Here is a 16,888-nt window from a genome sequence, read left to right on the forward strand (position 1 = left end):
ATCCCTCTTCGTCAGTATCGAACCCGACGACGTGAGTTTTGGTTAACCGTTGACATCCGCGTCGCCTCGACCCACAGTGACTAGGCTGCCAGTCTGTGTGACCGGCACCCGCCCACGGGTTCAGGAGAACATCATGCTGCGTCGTCCGAAGATTCTTGCCGCACTCGCTGCGGTAGCGCTGCCGGTCGCCCTGACCGGCGTGTCGTTGGGAGGTCCACCCGCCGAGGCGTCACAACTGGGTGAGCCGTCTGCTGGCGCCGCGTCGGCGTACAGCGCGGCCGCCGCGAAGTACGGTGTACCGGAGTCGGTCCTGCTGGCCGTCTCCTACGCGGAGTCCCGCTGGGACGACCACGCCGGCGCGCCGAGCACGTCCGGCGGCTACGGCCCGATGCACCTCACCGGACTCGGTGCGTCCGAGGTGGCGGACCTGTCCGGGAAGCAGAAGGTCGCGACCGCCGAGTCGCTGCAGACGCTGCAGAAGGCGTCCGAGCTGACCGGCCTCGATCAAGGCGCGCTGCGCACCGACGTGACCGCCAACATCAACGGCGGCGCGGCGGTGCTCGCGTCGTACCAGAAGTCGCTCGGCCTGCCGGTCGGCGCGGACACCTCGCCCGCCGCCTGGTACGGCGCGGTCGCGTCGTACGCCGAGGCGGGGGACAAGGCCGGCGCCGCCGGGTTCGCCGACGACGTCTACACGATCATGGCCAAGGGCGCGGCCCGGACCACCAACACCGGCCAGCAGATCGTGATGCCGGCCGTCGCGGTGACACCGGACAAGTCGCAGCTCGGCAAGCTGTCGCTGCCGGCCGGTGTGCAGGCGTCCACGTCGGACGTGGAGTGCCCGGCGTCGCTCGGCTGCGAGTGGCTGCCCGCGCCGTACTCGGAGTTCGGTGACGGCGACTACGGCAACCACGACCTCGCGAACCGGCCAGAGACCGGGAAGATCGACTACATCGTCATCCACGACACCGAGGGCGGCTGGCGGGGCGTACTGAACCTGGTCCAGGACCCGACGTACGTGAGCTGGCAGTACACGATGCGCTCGTCGGACGGCCACATCTGGCAGCACGTGAAGGCCAACGACGTCGCCTGGCACGCCGGCAACTGGTACGTGAACATGCACAGCATCGGGATCGAGCACGAGGGCTTCGCGGCCCAGGGCGCGACCTGGTACACCGAGGCGCTGTACCGCAACTCAGCCAAGCTGGTGGCCTACCTGGCAGCCAAGAACAACATCCCGCTCGACCGGGCGCACATCATCGGCCACGACCAGGTGCCGGGCACCGTGCCGTCCACGGTCCGCGGCATGCACTGGGACCCGGGACCGTACTGGGACTGGGAGCACTACATGGACCTGGTCGGCGCGCCGATCTGGGGCAAGTCCGTGTTCCCGGTGAAGGCAGGCTCGATCGTCACGATCAAGCCGGGCTTCGAGGGCAACGTCCAGGTGATCAACAGCTGCGACGCGCCCGGCACGCCGTGCAAGCCGCAGGGCACCAACTTCGTCTACCTGCGCCAGGCGCCGGACGACAACGCTCCGCTGGTCAAGGACCTCGGTCTGCACCCGGACGGCTCCAACGGCACCGTCGAGGTCTCCGACATGGGCTCCCGCGTCGCAGCAGGTTCGGAGTACGTCGTGGCCGAGCGGCAGGGCGACTGGGTGGCGGTCTGGTACCTGGGCGCGAAGGGCTGGTTCAAGAGCCCGGCGTCCGCACCTGACGCGTTCGCCAAGCCGGGCCTGGTCGTGAAGCCGAAGGCGGGCAAGACGTCGGTGCCGGTGTACGGCCGGGCCTACCCGGAGAAGTCGGCGTACCCGGCCGGCATTCCGTACCAGACGGTGACGCCGCTGCAGTACACGATCGGCGAGGGCCAGGCCTACCCGGTCGGTGACCTGAGCATCGAGACCGACTACTACCGGGCCGTGACGTTCGCCGGTGAGCCGCCGGCGGACCACGTCCAGGTGCTCGGGAAGGACAAGTACTACCAGATCTGGTTCGGCCACCGGATGGCGTACGTCCGGGCCGCCGACGTGGACGTCCGACCGGCCGTCTAATCTGGCTGTCGTGATCGACGAAGCCGTCCAGCCGCTGCTGGACGGCTTCGTTGCGTCTGTGCGTGAAGTCGCCGCGGTCGAAGCGATCTGGCTGCACGGCTCGCTGGCGCTGGGGGACTACCAACTGGGACGCAGTGACCTGGATGTCGTCGCCGTGGTCTCTTCGCCGCCGACCCCGGCAGTGGCCGAACTGCACCAGGAGCTGATGCGCTCGGATCCGCTGGCAGCCAAGCTGCACTGCTCCTACATGCTGAGGTCGCAGCTGGCCGACCCGTCGGTGCGCCACCCGACGTTCGCCCAGGGCCGGTATTTCGACCGCCCCGTGACGCCGGTGACCCGCCGGGAGCTCGCGATCGGCAACCGGACGCTCTTCGGCCCGGCGCCGGCCGGCCTGCTGCCGCCGACCAGCGACGATGAGCTCTTCGCCTTCATCCGCCGGGACCTGCGCGAGTTCTGGCTGCCGGCCACCCGGAAGCGGTCGAACTGGTACGCCGACATCTGGGTCGACCTCAGCCTGCTCACGATCGCCCGCGCCCACGTGACGCTGGCCACCGGCGACCTGATCACCAAGCGCGCGGCCTTCGACGTCCTGCCCCGCCTCGGAGCTCCCGCGGACGTCGTCGAGGACATCAGGCGCCGCCGCTACGGGCCGGCGTTCCGCACCGGTCCCTGGTGGCGGCACACCCGCGCCGGGCTGACCCGGCGCTTCGTGCGCACCGCGATTCCCGCCGTCCTCAATTCACGGTGATCGGCGTGCCGTCGGTGAGCTTCAGCAGCTCGCCGTACGTCGTCGGGAACACCGAATGCGGGATGCCCGCGGCGGCCCAGATCACCGGGTACTGCTCGAGGGCGGTGTCGACGTACGTCGGGACGCGGCCCGGGTGCCCGACCGGGGCGACGCCGCCGATCGACTGACCGGTGTGCTCCTTGACGAACTCCGGCGTGGCCCGCTTCAGCTTCCCGATCCCGAGCTCGGCAGCGACCTTGGCGGTGTCCACCCGGTGCGCGCCCGAGGTGAGGATCAGCACCGGGGCGCCGTCGCCGGCGAAGATCAGGCTGTTCGCGATCGCGCCGACCTCGCAGCCGAGCTCGGCCGCCGCGGCCGCCGCCGTCGGCACCGCCTCGTCGAGGATCACGATCTCACCGGTCGCACCGGCCGCCGCCAGCGCGTCGGCCACTTTCTGCACATTGGGATGACTGCTCACGGTGTGAGCTTAGGTCAGCCCGGCGGCGCCGAACGACACGTTGAACCGGTCGCACCAGATCACCGCGCTGCGGAAGTCGTCGAGCCGCACGTCGGCGGGGATCGGGTAGTTCTGGTTGCCGTGGTTGCCCTTCAGGGGGCCCAGGGCGCGGTACCGCCCGTCGTCGAAGACATGCCAGCCGGCCTTGCCGGCGACCACCTTCGCGTCGCTCAGCCAGACCTTCAGGTCGGGACCGTCGGAGGTGTCCAGGTTCTCGATCCGGAGGATCCGGCGGCCGTCGGGCAGGGCGAGAACCGCGACCGTGCCGGACGTCCGGTGTTCGTGCGAGATCAACTGACCGGTCAGCAGCACCCTGGTCTGCGGCGCCGGCCGGGAGGCCGGCCGTTGCGGCCCGGCGGAAATTGTCGGTGGCCTGGCCGACGATGAAGTCGTGGAGATCGGAACAGCGCCGGGCAGTGCCTCGTCGACGACCTTGTCGGTGACGAGCCGCCACGGCTGGAAGAGCGGCAGCGCGATCGCTGCCACCACGACGGCGACCGCCGCCGCGGCCGTTCCGGCTGCCCGTTTCCGCATCGTTCGTCCCTCCGTCCCGGAGCTTCCAGTCTGGCGCCCGGACCGCGCCCCCGGCGGCGCGCCGGGCTTACGGAACGTTGACGACTGTCGGCGGACGGCGATACGCTTCCCTTGTTCGAACAGATGTTCGATTACCTCGGGCCCGGTTTCGTCGGGAGGCCGGACCGAGGTGGACCGGACAACTGGACGGCTCCGGTGCGGAGTTGCGGCCGCATCGGAATCCGGTGGTCCCGGCGGGTCCGGCACCGGGGTGGTCCTCGACCCCCACCCCGTGCCCACCCGCCGGGCCGCCGACTCGGGGCCGGTGGTGATCAGGAGGCGATGGGACATGTGGGAGTTCGACGACGCCGTCGAGGTGCACTCGATCGCGGTGGACGGTGTGCAGGTCCCCGACCAGTTCCTCTGGCGCGGCCGCCTCTGGCGGGTCCGCGCGGTCAGGTCCCAGTGGACCGAGACCGCGGCCTGGTGGGAGCGCGGCGTCATCGGCACCGGTGACATCCACGACCCGTACGCCGTCCGCACCGACTTCGCCGGCGCCACCTCTGCGTACGACGCCCGCGCCGAGCGCGCGTTCGACCGGATCGACTCACGGGCCGACTCACGAGCCGACCGGCGGGCCGCGGGTGTCGATTCGCTGGCCCGGATCGACGCGGCCACCGTCGCCGAGGCCTGTTCGGCGGCCCGCGCCGCGGCCCGTCCGGCCCGGGCGCACACAGCCGGCGTGGCAGCGGCGGCCAACCCCCGCTCGCGCCCCGCTGCCACGCTGCCCGCCGGCACGCGTTCGGCCGGCACTCCGGCGGCCGTCGGGGTGCTGGACGCCGACTGGGGACCGGAGCGCACGGTCTTCCGGGTGGAAGCCGGCTGCGGCCGGAGCGGCCGGCAGGAGATGTTCGACCTCGCCCACGACCCGGACTCGGGCCGCTGGCAACTGGAAAGGGTGACCGACCGATGACTGTTTCACCGGTGTCGCCGGCCGCGGCCGGCGCGGCCAGCCGAGAGCTGTTCCGTGCCCGTGCCGCCCTGGCCGAGGCGACGGAGACCAACGACCATCTGATCCGCTACTCGAGCGCCCACGTCGCGGCGCTCCGGGTCGCGGCCGCGGTGCTCGCCGTCCGCGCCCGGCCGGTCCGGTCGGGCAGCCGCCGGCGGGTCCAGCGCAACGCCTGGGTGCTGCTCGCCGAGGTCGCGCCCGAGTTCGGCGAGTGGGCCACGTTCTTCGCCGCCGGCGCCGCCCAGCGCGCCGCCGCCGAGGCGGGGCTGGAGCGCGCCGTCAGCACCCGCGAGGCGGACGACCTGATCCGCGCCGTGGAGACCTTCTACGCCCAGGTGGAAGCCAGCCTGCGGTTGTCCACCACGCCGGTGCTCACCGCGACCACCGACCCGCAGTCCGTCCTGACCCAGTCCTGGATGCAAGCCAGCTGAGGCGCGCATCCGTCCCGCGTTGAGGAGATCCCGACCGTGAGCGAACCCTCCCGAGGCCTCGGCAAGGACCTGTGTGGTCGTGTCCACGCCCTCACCGGTGCCGAGTGCTACCTGCCGGACACCCACTACCCACGTCCCCACCAGGCGTTGTCCGGCGACTCCTGGCACGACGGCCTGTGCACGCAGTGCGCGGGTTCCGGCATCCAGGCCGACATCCTCTGCCCGACCTGCAACGGCACCGCGTTCGAGCCCCTGATCCTGCCCGACACCTACCAACCCGGCTGAGTCGGCCGAAAGGTGTTCATCCGTCGGCCGGGCAGCGTCTAGGGTCGGCGGGGTGAGTGGACTTCCGGTGTTGGATGTCGAGGAGCAGCGGGTTCTCGGGAGCCTGCTGGAGAAGCAGGTCACGGTGCCGGCGTCGTACCCGTTGACGGCGAACGCACTGCGGACGGCGTGCAACCAGACCAGTAACCGGGATCCGGTGGTCGACTACGACCAGGGGACGGTGGAGCGGGTCGCGCGGGCGCTGCGGGACCGGGAGCTGCTGCGGATCGTCTGGGTGGATGTCGGACGGCGCACGCTGAAGTACCACCAGATCCTCGACGAGAAGCTCGAGCTCGCAGCGGACGAGCGGGCGCTCATCACCGTGTTGCTGCTCCGCGGGGCGCAAGCACCGGGCGAGCTGCGGGCGCGGACCGAGCGGCTGCACAAGTTCGAGGACCGCAGCGACGTCGAGGCGTGCCTGCAGCGGATGGCGGCGCGACCCGACCCGCTGGTGCGGGAGCTGGAGCGTCGTGTCGGTCAGCACGACCGTCGCTGGGTCCACCTCCTCGGCCCGGTGCCCGAGGCGGAGGCCGCCGTCGCCGTCGAGAGTGTCGACCGCGACACGGTGATCGCCGACGGAGCGGACGAGCGGGACGCCCGGGTGCGCTCGGCGTACGACGCCGTCGCGGGGACGTATGCGGACGAGTTGCTCGACGAGCTGGACGCGTTGCCGTTCGAGCGGTGGCTGCTCGACCGGGTGGTTGCCCACGCCAACGGCCGCCCGGTGGTGGAGGTCGGCACGGGCCCGGGTCACGTCACGGCGTACCTGGCCGACCGGGGCGCGGACGCCACCGGCATCGATCTCGCGCCCGAGATGATCGCCGAGGCCCGCCGGCGGTTCCCGCACCTGCAGTTCGAGGTCGGCGACCTGCGCCGGCTCGGCCGGCCGCCCGCGAGCTCCGGCTGGGCCGCGGTCCTCGGCTGGTACTCGCTCATCCACCTGGCCGCGTCCGAGCTGCCCGGCGCGATCACCGCGCTGACCCGTCCGCTCGATCCCGGCGGCTGGCTGGTCCTCGCGCTCCACGCCGGCGAAGAAGTCCGGCACGTCGACGAACTGCTCGGCCACGAGGTCAGCCTCGACTACGTCCTCCACGATCCGGCGTACGTCGTCGGCGTGGCCGAAGCCGCAGGCCTCACCGACATCGAGTGGTACCTGCGCGGTCCCATCAGCGCCCGCGCCGAAACCACCCGCCGCCTGTACGTCATCGGCCGGACACCGTCGCACTAGGCCCTGTCTGGCGACTCCGGGTGAGGCAGCACCCCCTCCGATGCTGCCTCAGCCGGATCGGCCGCTGCGTCAGGCCTTGGCGTACGTCTCCGCGGACAGCGACTCGAACTCCAGGCCGACCGCCGGGCCGTCGCCGACGACCCACGCGTCGTGCCCGGGCTCGATGACGTAGGCGCTACCCGGCAGCAGCCGCGCCTTGGTGCCGTCGTCGTGGACGACCTCCATCTCGCCGGAGAGCAGGGTTCCGACGTGGCGGACCTGGCAGGAGTCGCCGCCGATGACCGGACGGATGCACTCGGACCAGCGCCAGCCGGGCTGGAAGGTGATCCGGGCGACACTGGCGCCCGGCAGCTTCACGACGTCGACGCTCGTCTTGTCCGGTGAGCGTCGCTCGTCCGGCTCGTCGAAGGACTTGCTGAAGATGGCCATGATCCCTCCCTGGTGATCGCATCTCCCCTGGTGCCGAGAGTGCGCCGATCCCCGCCCCGGCGACAGATCCGGGGACTTAAGGACCGGTTACGACGGGCGGCGGGCAGACCGCGGGCCCGGTGGAAGTAGGGTGTGGCGCGGTGGGGTGGCGTTGGGGGACCGGCTGGAGGGTTGATGGTGGATCGGCGGCGCAGCGTACGGACGGCGTTGGTGGGCGAGGCGCTGCGCGTGGCGTTGGCGGGACGTGAGCGGACCGACCCCGGCGGCGGGCTGGACATCGTCGATCTCGGCGGCGGGACCGGCGGCTTCGCCGTTCCGCTGGCGGTCGAGGGACACCGGGTGACGGTGGTCGACCCGAGCCCGGATGCGCTGGCCTCACTCGAGCGCCGCGCCCGCGACGAAGGCGTCAGCGAGCTGGTCCGCGGTGTCCAGGGCGACGCCGCGGAGCTCCCTGGCCTGGCGGGAGAGTCGAGCGCGGACGCCGTGCTGTGCCACGGGGTGCTGGAGGTCGTCGACGACCCGGTCCAGGCGCTGCAGGCGATGGCCTCGGTGCTGCGCGAGGGCGGCGTACTCAGTCTGCTGGTTGCCCAGCGCAACGCCGTCGTCCTGGCGCGGGCGCTCGCGGGTCACCTGGCCGAGGCGCGGATCGCGCTGCAGGACCCGGACGGGCGCTGGGGTGCGACCGACCCGATGCCGCGGAGGTTCGACGAGGCGGGGATCACCGGACAGCTGGCGGACGCCGGATTCATGGTCCACACCGTGCACGGCGTCCGGACGTTCGCGGACCTGGTGCCGTCGGCGTTCGTCGACTCCGAGCCGGGCGCGGCCGACTCCCTGGCCGAGCTGGAGCGTGCGGCCAGCCAGCACCCGGCGTTCCGCGCGCTGGCGACGCAGCTGCACATCCTCGCCACCCGCTGACCGGCGCTGCGACGGAGGGTGACGAGAGCACTACCTCCGGCGCGCGGGGCGGACGCTTGCTGTGAACCGGCTGTGAGCGACACGCCGAAGGACACAGGTTTGGGACCGGTCTGGCCAGGGCAGTTGCGGGACCGTGACGCGCTGGACAGCCGGTCAGGGTTTCGTGTGACGCGGGCGCGGCCTAGACTGGAGGCGGCCTATCGAGATCGCGCTCATCATGGAGGGATCGACGGTGCCCCTCTCGGAAGAAGAGCAGCGCCAGTTCGAGCAGCTCGAACGTGCCCTTGCTGCGGAAGACCCGAAGTTCGTTTCCGCCATGCGTGGGACCAATGTGCGCTTGTACTACAAGCGCCGGGCAGTGCTTGCCGGCGTTGGATTCGTGCTGGGCATCGCGGTGCTGATGACCGGTGCGATCATTCCCAACACCATCATCGGAGTCATCGGCTTCGTGATGATGGTGGCGTGCCTGTACGTCGCGGCGCTGAGCATGAAGCGGATCAGCAACGCGGGGGAGTCCGACGACATCCCGCCGCCGCCGCCGACGAAGCGGCACCGGACCAAGCACGACTCGTCCGGCAGCTTCATGGAGCGTATGGAAGACCGCTGGCGCCGCCGCCGCGACGAGGATCTCTGACCACTTTCGAGCACCGCTCGACCCTTCTCGAGACCTTTCGACCGCACCCGTGCCCTGGTGGGACGGGTGCGGTCGTCTCTCGGCCCTCCGGCGTGACACCGTTCGTCCCATGCTCACTATCGGACGCCTGGAATCCACTGACCGTGCCGCTTGGCAGACCCTGTTCGCCGGCTACAACGAGTTCTACGGCCGCACGATGCCGGACGAGTTCTTCGAGCAGGCGTGGACCAGGTTCCAGCGTGACGAGGAGATCCACGCGCTCGGCGCCCGCCTCGACGGGCACCTGGTCGGCATCGTCCACTTCCTGACGCACGCGAGCACGACGGCGCCGGACTCCTGCTATCTGCAAGACCTGTTCACCGCGCCCGAGGCCCGCGGCCGGGGTGTGGCGCGGGCACTCATCGCAGCCGTCACCGACTGGGCCCGCGACCGTGCGTGCGGGCGCGTGTACTGGTCGACGCACGAATCCAACGCGACCGCCCGCCGGCTCTACGACCAGGTGGCCGAGAACCGGGGGTTCATCCTCTACCAGATCCCGCTGTGAGTCAGTTGGTGCGCGGGCGCTTCGGAAGAATCAGCGAGCGGAGCCGGGCCAGGAGCAGGTCGAAATCGTCGAGCAGGTCGGACGCCTCGGTGGTGCCCCGGCTCAGGTACCAGCGCCACGACGGCGGCAGCAGCCGTGCCCGCCAACGCCGACGGAGCCGGGCCTGGGACCAGAGCGCCTCGCGTACCGCGGCCGCGTCCGCACGCAGGTCCAGTTCGCGATGCGTGTCCTCGGCGTACCGCAGCGCCTCGATCCCTCGGGCCAGCCGGCGTGCGGCGCCGTGGTTCTCCTCGGGGAGCTTGGACACCAGCCACTGACCGGCCTGCCGCGGCGTCGCGATGTCGGACCAGTCGAGGCCGAGATCGCGCGAGGTGTCCCGGACCTCCGCCCACAGCCCTTCGGCCGCGGCCCGTCCCGGTGGCCGCAGGAAGCGCCGGCGCCGGGTCAGCGTGCGGATCAGCCAGGGGACGCAGAGCAGCAGGACGACGCCCAGGCCGGCCGCGATCGCCTTGCCGCCGCCGTTGGTGAACCAGTTGCCGGAGTCAACGATCACGGAGCCGTTGTCGTTCGGCAGGTTCGGGTCGTTCCGCGGGCGGGTGACACCGGGGGTCTCCCGGTCGCCCGGCGTGGTCGGCACGTTGGTCGGCGCGGTCGTCGGGTTGGTCGGGTTCTCGGTGGCGGCGATCGTCCAGTTCGGCGTGGCCGAGACCCGCGCGGACGGCGTCGGCTCGAACCGGACCCAGCCGACGCCCTGGAAGTACAGCTCCGGCCACGCGTGCATGTCGTGCATCCGGACCGTGTAGTCGCCGTCCTTGCCGGCGGTGCCGGGCAGGAAGCCGATCCCGACCCGGGACGGGATCCCGATGATCCTGGCCATCAGGGCCATCCCGGTGGCGAACTGCTCGCAGTACCCTTCCTTGTTGGTCAGCAGGAAGTCCTCGAGGGCCGCCATACCGCTGCCCTTGGCGTTCTGCGTGCTGTAGGTGAAGCCGCCGCCGCTGCGGAACCAGTTCTGGATCAGCACGGCCGCCTCGAACTTGTTGTCCTTGGCCGCGGCGGTGATCTCGTACGTCTTCTGCTTGATGTCGGCCGGCGTCCGCTGCGGCACGACCGACGTGTACTGGTCGGGCGCGCTGGTGGTGATCGCGTCGTGCAACTGCTCCGGGCTCGGCTGCACGTCGTACGACGTCAGCTTGTACTTCTTGCCGCCGACGATCGAGCCGTTCGACGAGACCACGTCCAGCGAGCCGGCGTCGTAGCGCCAGTCCCGCTTCAGCGAGATCGAGCGCAGCGGGTACGGAACCGGGGCGAACTGGGACCTGAACGTCCGGGTGACGTCGATCTCCATCGAGGTCTGCTGCACCTTCGACAGGTCGCCGGAGTAGCCGGGCGGCGGGGTCAGGTCGCCGCCGTTGAGCTTCTGCCCGGGCGAGCGCGGCGCGATCCGCCAGGTGTTGCCGTCGAACAGGTCGAGCGCGGTCAGCCGCAGGTACGTGCCGCCGGTCGGGCCGCCCTTGTAGGTGAGCGCCACGACGTTGTCGCCGCGCTTCAGGTTCTTGCCCATGTCCAGCATCGGGTCGGTCGACGAGATGCTCGCCCCGATCCCGCTGCCGCTCCCGCCGCCGGCGAGGCCGTTGCCGATCACACCTTCCGGCAGCGTCGGCAGCAACGCGGGCAGCAGGGCGGCGATCGCGACGACGGTCAGCCCGATCCGGCGGCCGGCCTGCCCGAGCGCCGACGCCTCGACGGGCTCGGCCGCGTCGAGATGCGAGACGCCCGAGATCCGGCGTCCCCAGCGGCTCAGCCGGCTGCGGCCCTCGGCGGACAGCAGCAGGATGTACCCGATCGCGGGCGGGATGAACAGCAGCCACGGCAGCCCGCCGTGCACGGTCGCGGCGGGCACCGTGTACATGATCAGCAGCAGCAGCCCGGACCACGCGGCCTGGCGCAGCTGGACGGCGATCACGTGGATCAGGAATCCGGCCGCCGCGATCACCGACACCGCGAACAGCGTGAGATGGGAGTCCTGGGGCAGCGGCGCGCTGAACCGGTTGATCGAGTCCATCGCGTCGACCATCTGCGCGTTGAACTCGAGCGCCGTCGCCTTCAGCGGCAGCACCCCGAATTTCATCGTGTCGTGCAGGAAGAACAGCGACAGCAGCTCGACCAGCACCACCAGCTGGACGATCGGTACGACGATGCGCGGGGCGCGCAGGTTCTGCAGCAGGACGCCGACCCCCGTCATCAGCGCGCACAGGAACGCGCTGATGAACAGGAACGGGCCGGAGAACACCGGCGTGAGGACCATCGCCCCCAGCACGGTCGCTCCCCAGGCGGCGAGGGAGATCCTGGCTTGTCCGGTCATGCGATTCGTCCGCTTCGTAGGCCTAGCCCGGACCATACGGTCGGGAGGTGGTCGCCGCGGCGGACTCTGGCGACTCGCCAGCCGTTCCTGCGCAGCTCGTTCTCGGTGGCGTCCGTGGCGGCGTTCAGCCGGGCCGCCTTCTCGGTTGCCTCGGCGCCGACCGCCCAGCTCGCGGCGTCCAGCACCAGCGCGACACCGGTCGCCTGGCTGGTCCGCCAGCGGTTCAGGGCAGTGATGTCCTCACTGCCGCAGGCGCCGACGATGGCGATCACGAGGCTCGGGTCCTGCGCGTGCCGGTCGACGGTCAGCAACGGGCCGAGCTCGGCGTACTTGTGCTCCTCGACCGTCGCGCACTCGGTCAGCAGCTGCTGCTGCGTGAGCGGCTGGTGCACCGCCGCGGACGACCGGTGCGTGATGGCCGACAGCGTGGTCGGCCCGCCGAGCATCGTGGTGACATAGCCGCGCCGCATCCGGTCGATACCGATCGAGGCGGCCGCGCTGACCGCCCACTCCAGGCTGGACGACGGGCCGTGCCCGTGGTGCGAGATCGTCCGCGCGTCCAGGAACAGCGCGCACCGGCTCTGCCAGGGCTGCTCCTCGCGGCGGACCATCAGCTCGCCGCGGCGCGCGGTCGACCGCCAGTGCACCCGGCGCAGGTCGTCGCCGTCGCGGTACTCGCGGACCGTCGCGTCCTCCTCGCCGGCGGCCGCGATCGCCCGCGGCCGGTTCTCACCGGATCCGGCGCGGTCCGCACCGAGCCGGACCTCGGGCAGCTTGTAGACCCGCGGCGTGACCAGCAGATGCTGGCTGCGGGTGAACGTCCGGGTCGTCTCCACCAGCCCGAACGGATCGGCCACCGTCAGCATCAACGGGCCGACCTGGAACAGGCCGCGGACGTCGGACTTGACCGGGTACGTGACGGTCCGGCGCCAGTTCGGGCTGACCCGGTCGACGACGAACCGCGGGCGGTGGCCCAGTACATAAGGAATACGGTCCTCGAGCAGCAGCAGCCCCGCGGGCATCCGGCCCTGGTTGCTCAGCGCCAGCTCGACGGTCGCCGGCGTCCCGACCGGCACCTGGTCCGGCGCGAGGCTGCGCCGTACCTGGAGCCGCAGCCGGGTCCGGCCGACGACGAGCGCCGCCACGACCGGCAGCGCGGCCAGCAGGATGCCGACGCGCAGCAGATCCTTCTGGCCGAGCAGGAGAGCGCACAGCGAAGCCGTGAGACCGGCCGCGACGAACGCCCGCCCTCTGGTGGTCAGTCCGCGCAAAGCCTGCCGCATGTCTCAGTCCCGGCGGGTGCGGGGGAGCGGCACGCTCGCCACGAGTCCGGAGATGATGTCGGCCGCACCGCGCCCACCGAGATGCGCTTCGGCCGCCGGCAGCACGCGGTGCGCGAGCACCGGTACCGCGAGCTCCTGGATGTCGTCCGGCAGCACGAACTCCCGCGAGTCCAGCGCGGCCGCCGCGCGCGCGGCGCGGATCAGGTGCAGCGTCGACCGCGGGCTGGCGCCCAGCCGGAGCTCCTGCGAGCGGCGGGTCGCGCCGACCAGGGCCACGGCGTACTCCTTCACGGACTCCGACACGTGCACCGACTGCACCGTCTTCACCAGGCGCAGGATCTGCTGGCCGTCGGTGACCGGCTGCAGGCTCTGCAGCGGGTCGTCGGCCGCGTGGCCGTCCAGCATCCGCAGCTCGGCGGCCGGCTCCGGGTAGCCCATCGACACCCGGGCCATGAACCGGTCGCGCTGCGCCTCCGGCAGCGGGTACGTGCCTTCCATCTCGATCGGGTTCTGCGTCGCGATCACCATGAACGGCGCCTCGAGCTGGTACGTCGTGGTGTCGACGGTGACCTGACGCTCCTCCATCGACTCCAGCAGCGCGGCCTGCGTCTTCGGCGAGGCGCGGTTGATCTCGTCGCCGACGACGATGTTCGCGAACACCGCGCCGGGCTTGAACTCGAAGTCGCGGATCTCCTGGTTGAAGACCGAGACGCCGGTGATGTCCGACGGCAACAGGTCCGGCGTGAACTGGATCCGTCGCACGCTGCAGTCGATCGACTTCGCCAGCGCCTTGGCCAGCATCGTCTTACCGACGCCCGGTACGTCCTCGATCAGCAGATGCCCCTCGGCCAGCAGAACCGTGACGGCCACCTCGACGACGTCGGACTTGCCCTCGATCACCTGTTCCATGGCCCGCCGTACCCGGCCCGCCACCTCGGACAGCTCGTCGAAGTCCCCGGCTCCTGCCAGCGGCGAGCTGGTCGCGGTGCTGCTCACTCTGTGTCCTCCCCATTCGTTGACTGCCGACACATTCTGTCCCGCTGCGGGGGTCGGGCCTAGAGTCACGGAAGTTTCGTTACCTGGCGTTTCGGTGTCCATCGGCGCACGCCCTCACGGCGGGGTCGGAAAAGTCTTCCCCCCAGCGTACGGGCGGTGAAAGCAGTGTGCGGGGCGTACGACGCTGCGAACCGCTGTCTGGTTCACGGTTCCGGGCCGCGAAGAGTTCATCCGACGAACCTGCGACGACCGACCTTGAGCACCGACCAACCGTCTCCGGCGCCTCCGAATGGTTGGCCCGTGCCCAAAGTCGACTGCGCGTTGCCGTCCTCCACTTTGCTCCACTGCGTCCTCCACTTCGCTCCACAGGGGCTTGTGGAGGTGGGATGGGGTGACGGCTGAGTCGGCAGCGACACGCTGGCGCTGAGCGTGAATTCAGGCGGCACAGGGGCGTAACGGGGCGGAAGTTGGTTGACGGTGGTGGAAAGTGGAGTAAGGTGGAGCGCAGTGGAACTGAAGTGGTGGAAACACTCGCCTGAGTCGGAAAGTCCGCAACGGGGAGGTGGAGCGTGTTCCTCGGAACTCACTTCCCCAAGCTCGACGACAAGGGCCGGCTGTTCCTGCCGGCGAAGTTCCGCGACGAGCTCGCCGACGGCCTGGTGATCACCCGTGGACAGGAGCGATCGCTGTCCGTGTGGCCGGAGCGTGAGTTCGTCCAGCTGACCGAGCAGTTGAAGCAGGCCCCGATCACCAACAAAGGTGCCCGGGACTACCTCCGGATGCTGTTCGCCGGCGCCTCGAACGAGATGCCGGACAAGCAGGGCCGGGTCACCATCCCGCCGATGCTGCGCGACTATGCGTCACTGGATCGCGACTGTGTCGTCATCGGGGCGATGAATCGGGTGGAGATCTGGAACACGGAGAACTGGAACCGGTACTCCGCGGAGCAGGAGCAGGCGTTCGCCGACCTGTCCGAGGAAGTACTGCCCGGGATCTTCTGATCATCAAGCTGAACAGTGTGCGAGGACTGGAACACACCGACCGTCCGGTGAGATCACGGGTCCGACTTCCGACCTGGAGTGTTGGCGTCACTTCCCCGGCGCCAAGACCCACAGGTACTTCCCCGGAAGGCGTACCCGCGATCTGACCGGACGGTGCTGTCTCCGGGCCGTCTACGCACCACATGACCTGCGGGGGCAGGGTCGTCCCCGCGGCGACGGGAAGGGTCGAGATGGACGCTGCGGAGCGGCATGTGCCGGTGATGCTGGAGCGCGTCGTCGCGCTGCTGGCGCCGGCGCTCGCGCGACCCGGTGCCGTCGTCGTCGACGCGACCCTCGGCCTCGGCGGTCATTCCGAGGCGTTCCTGCGGCAGTTCCCCGAGGTCCGGCTGATCGGCCTCGACCGGGACCCGAACGCGTTGCGGCTGGCCGGCGAGCGCCTGGCGCCGTACCAGGAGCGGATCACCCTCGTGCACGCGGTGTACGACGAGTTGCCGCGGGTGCTGGCCGACCTCGACGTCGCGGCGATCGACGGCATCCTGTTCGACCTCGGCGTCTCGTCGATGCAGCTGGACGAGGCCGACCGCGGGTTCGCGTACGCGCAGGACGCGCCGCTCGACATGCGGATGGACCCGACCGGCCCGACCACGGCGGCCGACATCGTCAACACCTACAGCGCGGCCGACCTGGCCCGGATCCTGTTCCAGTACGGCGAGGAGAAGTTCGCCCGCCGGATCGCGGACCGGATCGTCCGCGAGCGGGAGACCGAGCCGTTCACGAACAGCGCCCGGCTGTCCGAGCTGGTCCGCAACGCGATCCCGCAGGCCGCCCGGCGGACCGGCGGGCACCCGGCGAAGCGGACCTTCCAGGCGTTGCGGATCGAGGTGAACGGGGAGCTCGACGTGCTGCGCCGCGCGCTGCCCGCCGCGCTCGAGGCGCTCGCGCTGCACGGCCGGATCGTGGTGATGAGCTACCACTCGCTCGAGGACCGGATCACCAAGCAGGCGTTCGCGCCGGGCACGAAGTCCGACGTACCGGACGACCTCCCGGTGATCCCGGCCGGGCACGAACCGTATCTGAAGCTACTGACCCGGGGCGCCGAACGGCCGACCGAGGAGGAGGTCGCGGCGAACCCACGTGCCGCCTCCGCTCGCGTGCGGGCGGCCGAGCGGATCCGGGAGAGGGGACTGGTGGCCTGATGAGTACTGTCTTCAGCCCGCAGAAGGCGCGGGTGACTCCGGTCGCCAGTGGCCCGGCGAAGAAGCCGCAGCCGCGGCTCCGGGTGGTGTACGGCGCACCGTTCCGGCCGCCGCGGATGCCGTTCGTCATCTTCGTGGTGTCGCTGCTGGCCGCCGGACTGGTCGGTCTGCTGCTGCTGAACACCGAACTGCAGAGCGGCACGTTCAACATCACCAAGCTGAGCTCGCAGGCCGATCAGCTCCGTGACCAGCAGGAGCAGCTGGAGAAGCAGGTCCGGACGCTGGAGTCGCCGCAGAACCTGTCCGACCGCGCGCTGCGGATGGGCATGGTGCCGAACCCGAACCCGGTGTTCCTGCGGCTGTCCGACGGACGGGTGCTCGGCGTACCGGCCGAGGGTAAGGCCGGCGCCGGTACGGCGATGTTCGGGCCGGGGACGCCGACCGGCAAGGCGACCGCCAAGCCGCCGGTGACTCCGGTGAAGCCCGTGACGCCGGTCAAGCCGACGGCCGGGACGACCAAGCCGGGGACGACCACGCCGGGGACGACCAAGCCGGGCACCACCAAGCCGCCCACGACCGCCACGAAGCCGCCGGCCGGTACCACCAAGCCGCCGGCCACGACGAAGAAGCCCGCCACGACCACACGGGGATGATCGGATGACGGACCGACGGGGAAACGAGCCGCCGCCACGAAAGCGTGGTGCTGCTCCGGGCCGG

At 70.8% G+C, this 16,888-nt stretch carries 18 protein-coding genes; 12 read left to right on the plus strand and 6 right to left on the minus strand.

What is annotated here, in order from left to right:
• Positions 1–133 precede the first annotated feature (133 nt).
• Positions 134–2,053, plus strand: coding sequence for an N-acetylmuramoyl-L-alanine amidase (locus AB0L64_RS14470; RefSeq protein WP_363710606.1), 1,920 nt, complete (start codon positions 134–136; stop codon positions 2,051–2,053).
• Positions 2,054–2,063: 10 nt separating this feature from the next.
• Positions 2,064–2,801 carry a nucleotidyltransferase domain-containing protein gene (locus tag AB0L64_RS14475; protein WP_363710607.1) on the plus strand — a complete coding sequence of 246 codons (738 nt, stop codon included), beginning with the start codon at positions 2,064–2,066 and terminating at the stop codon, positions 2,799–2,801.
• Here AB0L64_RS14475 and AB0L64_RS14480 read toward each other — a convergent pair.
• Positions 2,788–3,258 (minus strand): YbaK/EbsC family protein, encoded by a 471-nt coding sequence (locus AB0L64_RS14480; RefSeq protein WP_363710608.1) that lies wholly within the window; start codon positions 3,256–3,258, stop codon positions 2,788–2,790. The two genes, AB0L64_RS14475 and AB0L64_RS14480, sit on opposite strands and share 14 nt — an antisense overlap.
• A gap of 9 nt (positions 3,259–3,267) precedes the next feature.
• Entirely contained in the window at positions 3,268–3,831 is a 564-nt protein-coding gene (locus AB0L64_RS14485; RefSeq protein WP_363710609.1) for a DM13 domain-containing protein, read from the minus strand.
• Positions 3,832–4,159: 328 nt separating this feature from the next.
• On the opposite strand from AB0L64_RS14485, the gene AB0L64_RS14490 reads away from it, so the two are divergent.
• The 4 genes from AB0L64_RS14490 to AB0L64_RS14505 are packed head-to-tail and all read left to right on the plus strand — an operon-like array spanning position 4,160 to position 6,805.
• Positions 4,160–4,783 (plus strand): DUF6504 family protein, encoded by a 624-nt coding sequence (locus tag AB0L64_RS14490; protein ID WP_363710610.1) that lies wholly within the window; start codon positions 4,160–4,162, stop codon positions 4,781–4,783.
• Complete coding sequence (locus AB0L64_RS14495; protein WP_363710611.1) at positions 4,780–5,253, plus strand: SAV_6107 family HEPN domain-containing protein; 474 nt, start codon at positions 4,780–4,782, stop codon at positions 5,251–5,253. The genes AB0L64_RS14490 and AB0L64_RS14495 overlap by 4 nt, the downstream gene beginning before the upstream one ends.
• Before the next feature lie 36 nt (positions 5,254–5,289).
• A complete protein-coding gene (locus AB0L64_RS14500; protein ID WP_363710612.1) occupies positions 5,290–5,538 on the plus strand; it encodes a hypothetical protein in 249 nt (82 codons plus the stop codon).
• A 52-nt stretch (positions 5,539–5,590) separates the two neighbouring features.
• Complete coding sequence (locus AB0L64_RS14505; protein ID WP_363710613.1) at positions 5,591–6,805, plus strand: DUF480 domain-containing protein; 1,215 nt, start codon at positions 5,591–5,593, stop codon at positions 6,803–6,805.
• A gap of 69 nt (positions 6,806–6,874) precedes the next feature.
• On the opposite strand, the gene AB0L64_RS14510 is transcribed toward AB0L64_RS14505, so the two are convergent.
• Positions 6,875–7,234 carry a cupin domain-containing protein gene (locus tag AB0L64_RS14510; RefSeq protein WP_363710614.1) on the minus strand — a complete coding sequence of 120 codons (360 nt, stop codon included), beginning with the start codon at positions 7,232–7,234 and terminating at the stop codon, positions 6,875–6,877.
• Positions 7,235–7,408: 174 nt separating this feature from the next.
• On the opposite strand from AB0L64_RS14510, the gene AB0L64_RS14515 reads away from it, so the two are divergent.
• The 3 genes from AB0L64_RS14515 (at position 7,409) to AB0L64_RS14525 (ending at position 9,330) form a co-directional block, all read left to right on the plus strand.
• The gene (locus tag AB0L64_RS14515; protein ID WP_363710615.1) at positions 7,409–8,152 is read left to right on the plus strand and encodes a methyltransferase domain-containing protein; all 744 of its coding nucleotides are present in this window, start codon (positions 7,409–7,411) and stop codon (positions 8,150–8,152) included.
• Positions 8,153–8,384: 232 nt separating this feature from the next.
• Positions 8,385–8,786, plus strand: coding sequence for a DUF3040 domain-containing protein (locus tag AB0L64_RS14520; RefSeq protein WP_355689905.1), 402 nt, complete (start codon positions 8,385–8,387; stop codon positions 8,784–8,786).
• 109 nt (positions 8,787–8,895) lie between these two features.
• Positions 8,896–9,330 carry a GNAT family N-acetyltransferase gene (locus tag AB0L64_RS14525; protein WP_363710616.1) on the plus strand — a complete coding sequence of 145 codons (435 nt, stop codon included), beginning with the start codon at positions 8,896–8,898 and terminating at the stop codon, positions 9,328–9,330.
• A 1-nt stretch (position 9,331) separates the two neighbouring features.
• Here AB0L64_RS14525 and AB0L64_RS14530 read toward each other — a convergent pair whose 3' ends face one another.
• Genes AB0L64_RS14530 through AB0L64_RS14540 form a run of 3 tightly spaced genes read right to left on the minus strand, consistent with a single transcriptional unit; the run spans position 9,332 to position 13,887 of the window.
• The gene (locus tag AB0L64_RS14530) at positions 9,332–11,695 is read right to left on the minus strand and encodes a DUF3488 and transglutaminase-like domain-containing protein (RefSeq protein WP_363710617.1); all 2,364 of its coding nucleotides are present in this window, start codon (positions 11,693–11,695) and stop codon (positions 9,332–9,334) included.
• Positions 11,692–12,978, minus strand: a complete 1,287-nt coding sequence (locus tag AB0L64_RS14535; protein WP_363710618.1) for a DUF58 domain-containing protein — start codon at positions 12,976–12,978, stop codon at positions 11,692–11,694. Before AB0L64_RS14535 ends, AB0L64_RS14530 begins: the two co-directional genes overlap by 4 nt.
• Before the next feature lie 3 nt (positions 12,979–12,981).
• A complete protein-coding gene (locus tag AB0L64_RS14540; protein ID WP_355480506.1) occupies positions 12,982–13,887 on the minus strand; it encodes an AAA family ATPase in 906 nt (301 codons plus the stop codon).
• Positions 13,888–14,543: 656 nt separating this feature from the next.
• On the opposite strand from AB0L64_RS14540, the gene mraZ reads away from it, so the two are divergent.
• The 3 genes from mraZ (at position 14,544) to AB0L64_RS14555 (ending at position 16,824) form a co-directional block, all read left to right on the plus strand.
• The gene (gene mraZ / locus AB0L64_RS14545) at positions 14,544–14,975 is read left to right on the plus strand and encodes a division/cell wall cluster transcriptional repressor MraZ (RefSeq protein WP_130446673.1); all 432 of its coding nucleotides are present in this window, start codon (positions 14,544–14,546) and stop codon (positions 14,973–14,975) included.
• A 230-nt stretch (positions 14,976–15,205) separates the two neighbouring features.
• A complete protein-coding gene (gene rsmH, locus AB0L64_RS14550) occupies positions 15,206–16,171 on the plus strand; it encodes a 16S rRNA (cytosine(1402)-N(4))-methyltransferase RsmH (protein WP_363710619.1) in 966 nt (321 codons plus the stop codon).
• On the plus strand, positions 16,171–16,824 hold the full coding sequence (locus AB0L64_RS14555) for a hypothetical protein (RefSeq protein ID WP_363710620.1): 654 nt from the start codon (positions 16,171–16,173) through the stop codon (positions 16,822–16,824). The genes rsmH and AB0L64_RS14555 overlap by 1 nt, the downstream gene beginning before the upstream one ends.
• Positions 16,825–16,888: the final 64 nt, after the last annotated feature.

The organism is Kribbella sp. NPDC051936, assembly GCF_040680955.1.
In the GTDB taxonomy this organism is placed as follows: Bacteria; Actinomycetota; Actinomycetes; order Propionibacteriales; family Kribbellaceae; genus Kribbella.

Coding starts and splice junctions, on each gene's coding strand:
- AB0L64_RS14470 (WP_363710606.1), top strand. CDS start 134: ATGCTGCGTCGTCCGAAGATTCTTGCCGCACTCGCTGCGGTAGCGCTG.
- AB0L64_RS14485 (WP_363710609.1), bottom strand. CDS start 3,831: ATGCGGAAACGGGCAGCCGGAACGGCCGCGGCGGCGGTCGCCGTCGTG.
- AB0L64_RS14490 (WP_363710610.1), top strand. CDS start 4,160: ATGTGGGAGTTCGACGACGCCGTCGAGGTGCACTCGATCGCGGTGGAC.
- AB0L64_RS14495 (WP_363710611.1), top strand. CDS start 4,780: ATGACTGTTTCACCGGTGTCGCCGGCCGCGGCCGGCGCGGCCAGCCGA.
- AB0L64_RS14510 (WP_363710614.1), bottom strand. CDS start 7,234: ATGGCCATCTTCAGCAAGTCCTTCGACGAGCCGGACGAGCGACGCTCA.
- AB0L64_RS14515 (WP_363710615.1), top strand. CDS start 7,409: ATGGTGGATCGGCGGCGCAGCGTACGGACGGCGTTGGTGGGCGAGGCG.
- AB0L64_RS14525 (WP_363710616.1), top strand. CDS start 8,896: ATGCTCACTATCGGACGCCTGGAATCCACTGACCGTGCCGCTTGGCAG.
- AB0L64_RS14530 (WP_363710617.1), bottom strand. CDS start 11,695: ATGACCGGACAAGCCAGGATCTCCCTCGCCGCCTGGGGAGCGACCGTG.
- AB0L64_RS14535 (WP_363710618.1), bottom strand. CDS start 12,978: ATGCGGCAGGCTTTGCGCGGACTGACCACCAGAGGGCGGGCGTTCGTC.
- AB0L64_RS14540 (WP_355480506.1), bottom strand. CDS start 13,887: ATGGAACAGGTGATCGAGGGCAAGTCCGACGTCGTCGAGGTGGCCGTC.
- rsmH (WP_363710619.1), top strand. CDS start 15,206: ATGGACGCTGCGGAGCGGCATGTGCCGGTGATGCTGGAGCGCGTCGTC.
- AB0L64_RS14555 (WP_363710620.1), top strand. CDS start 16,171: ATGAGTACTGTCTTCAGCCCGCAGAAGGCGCGGGTGACTCCGGTCGCC.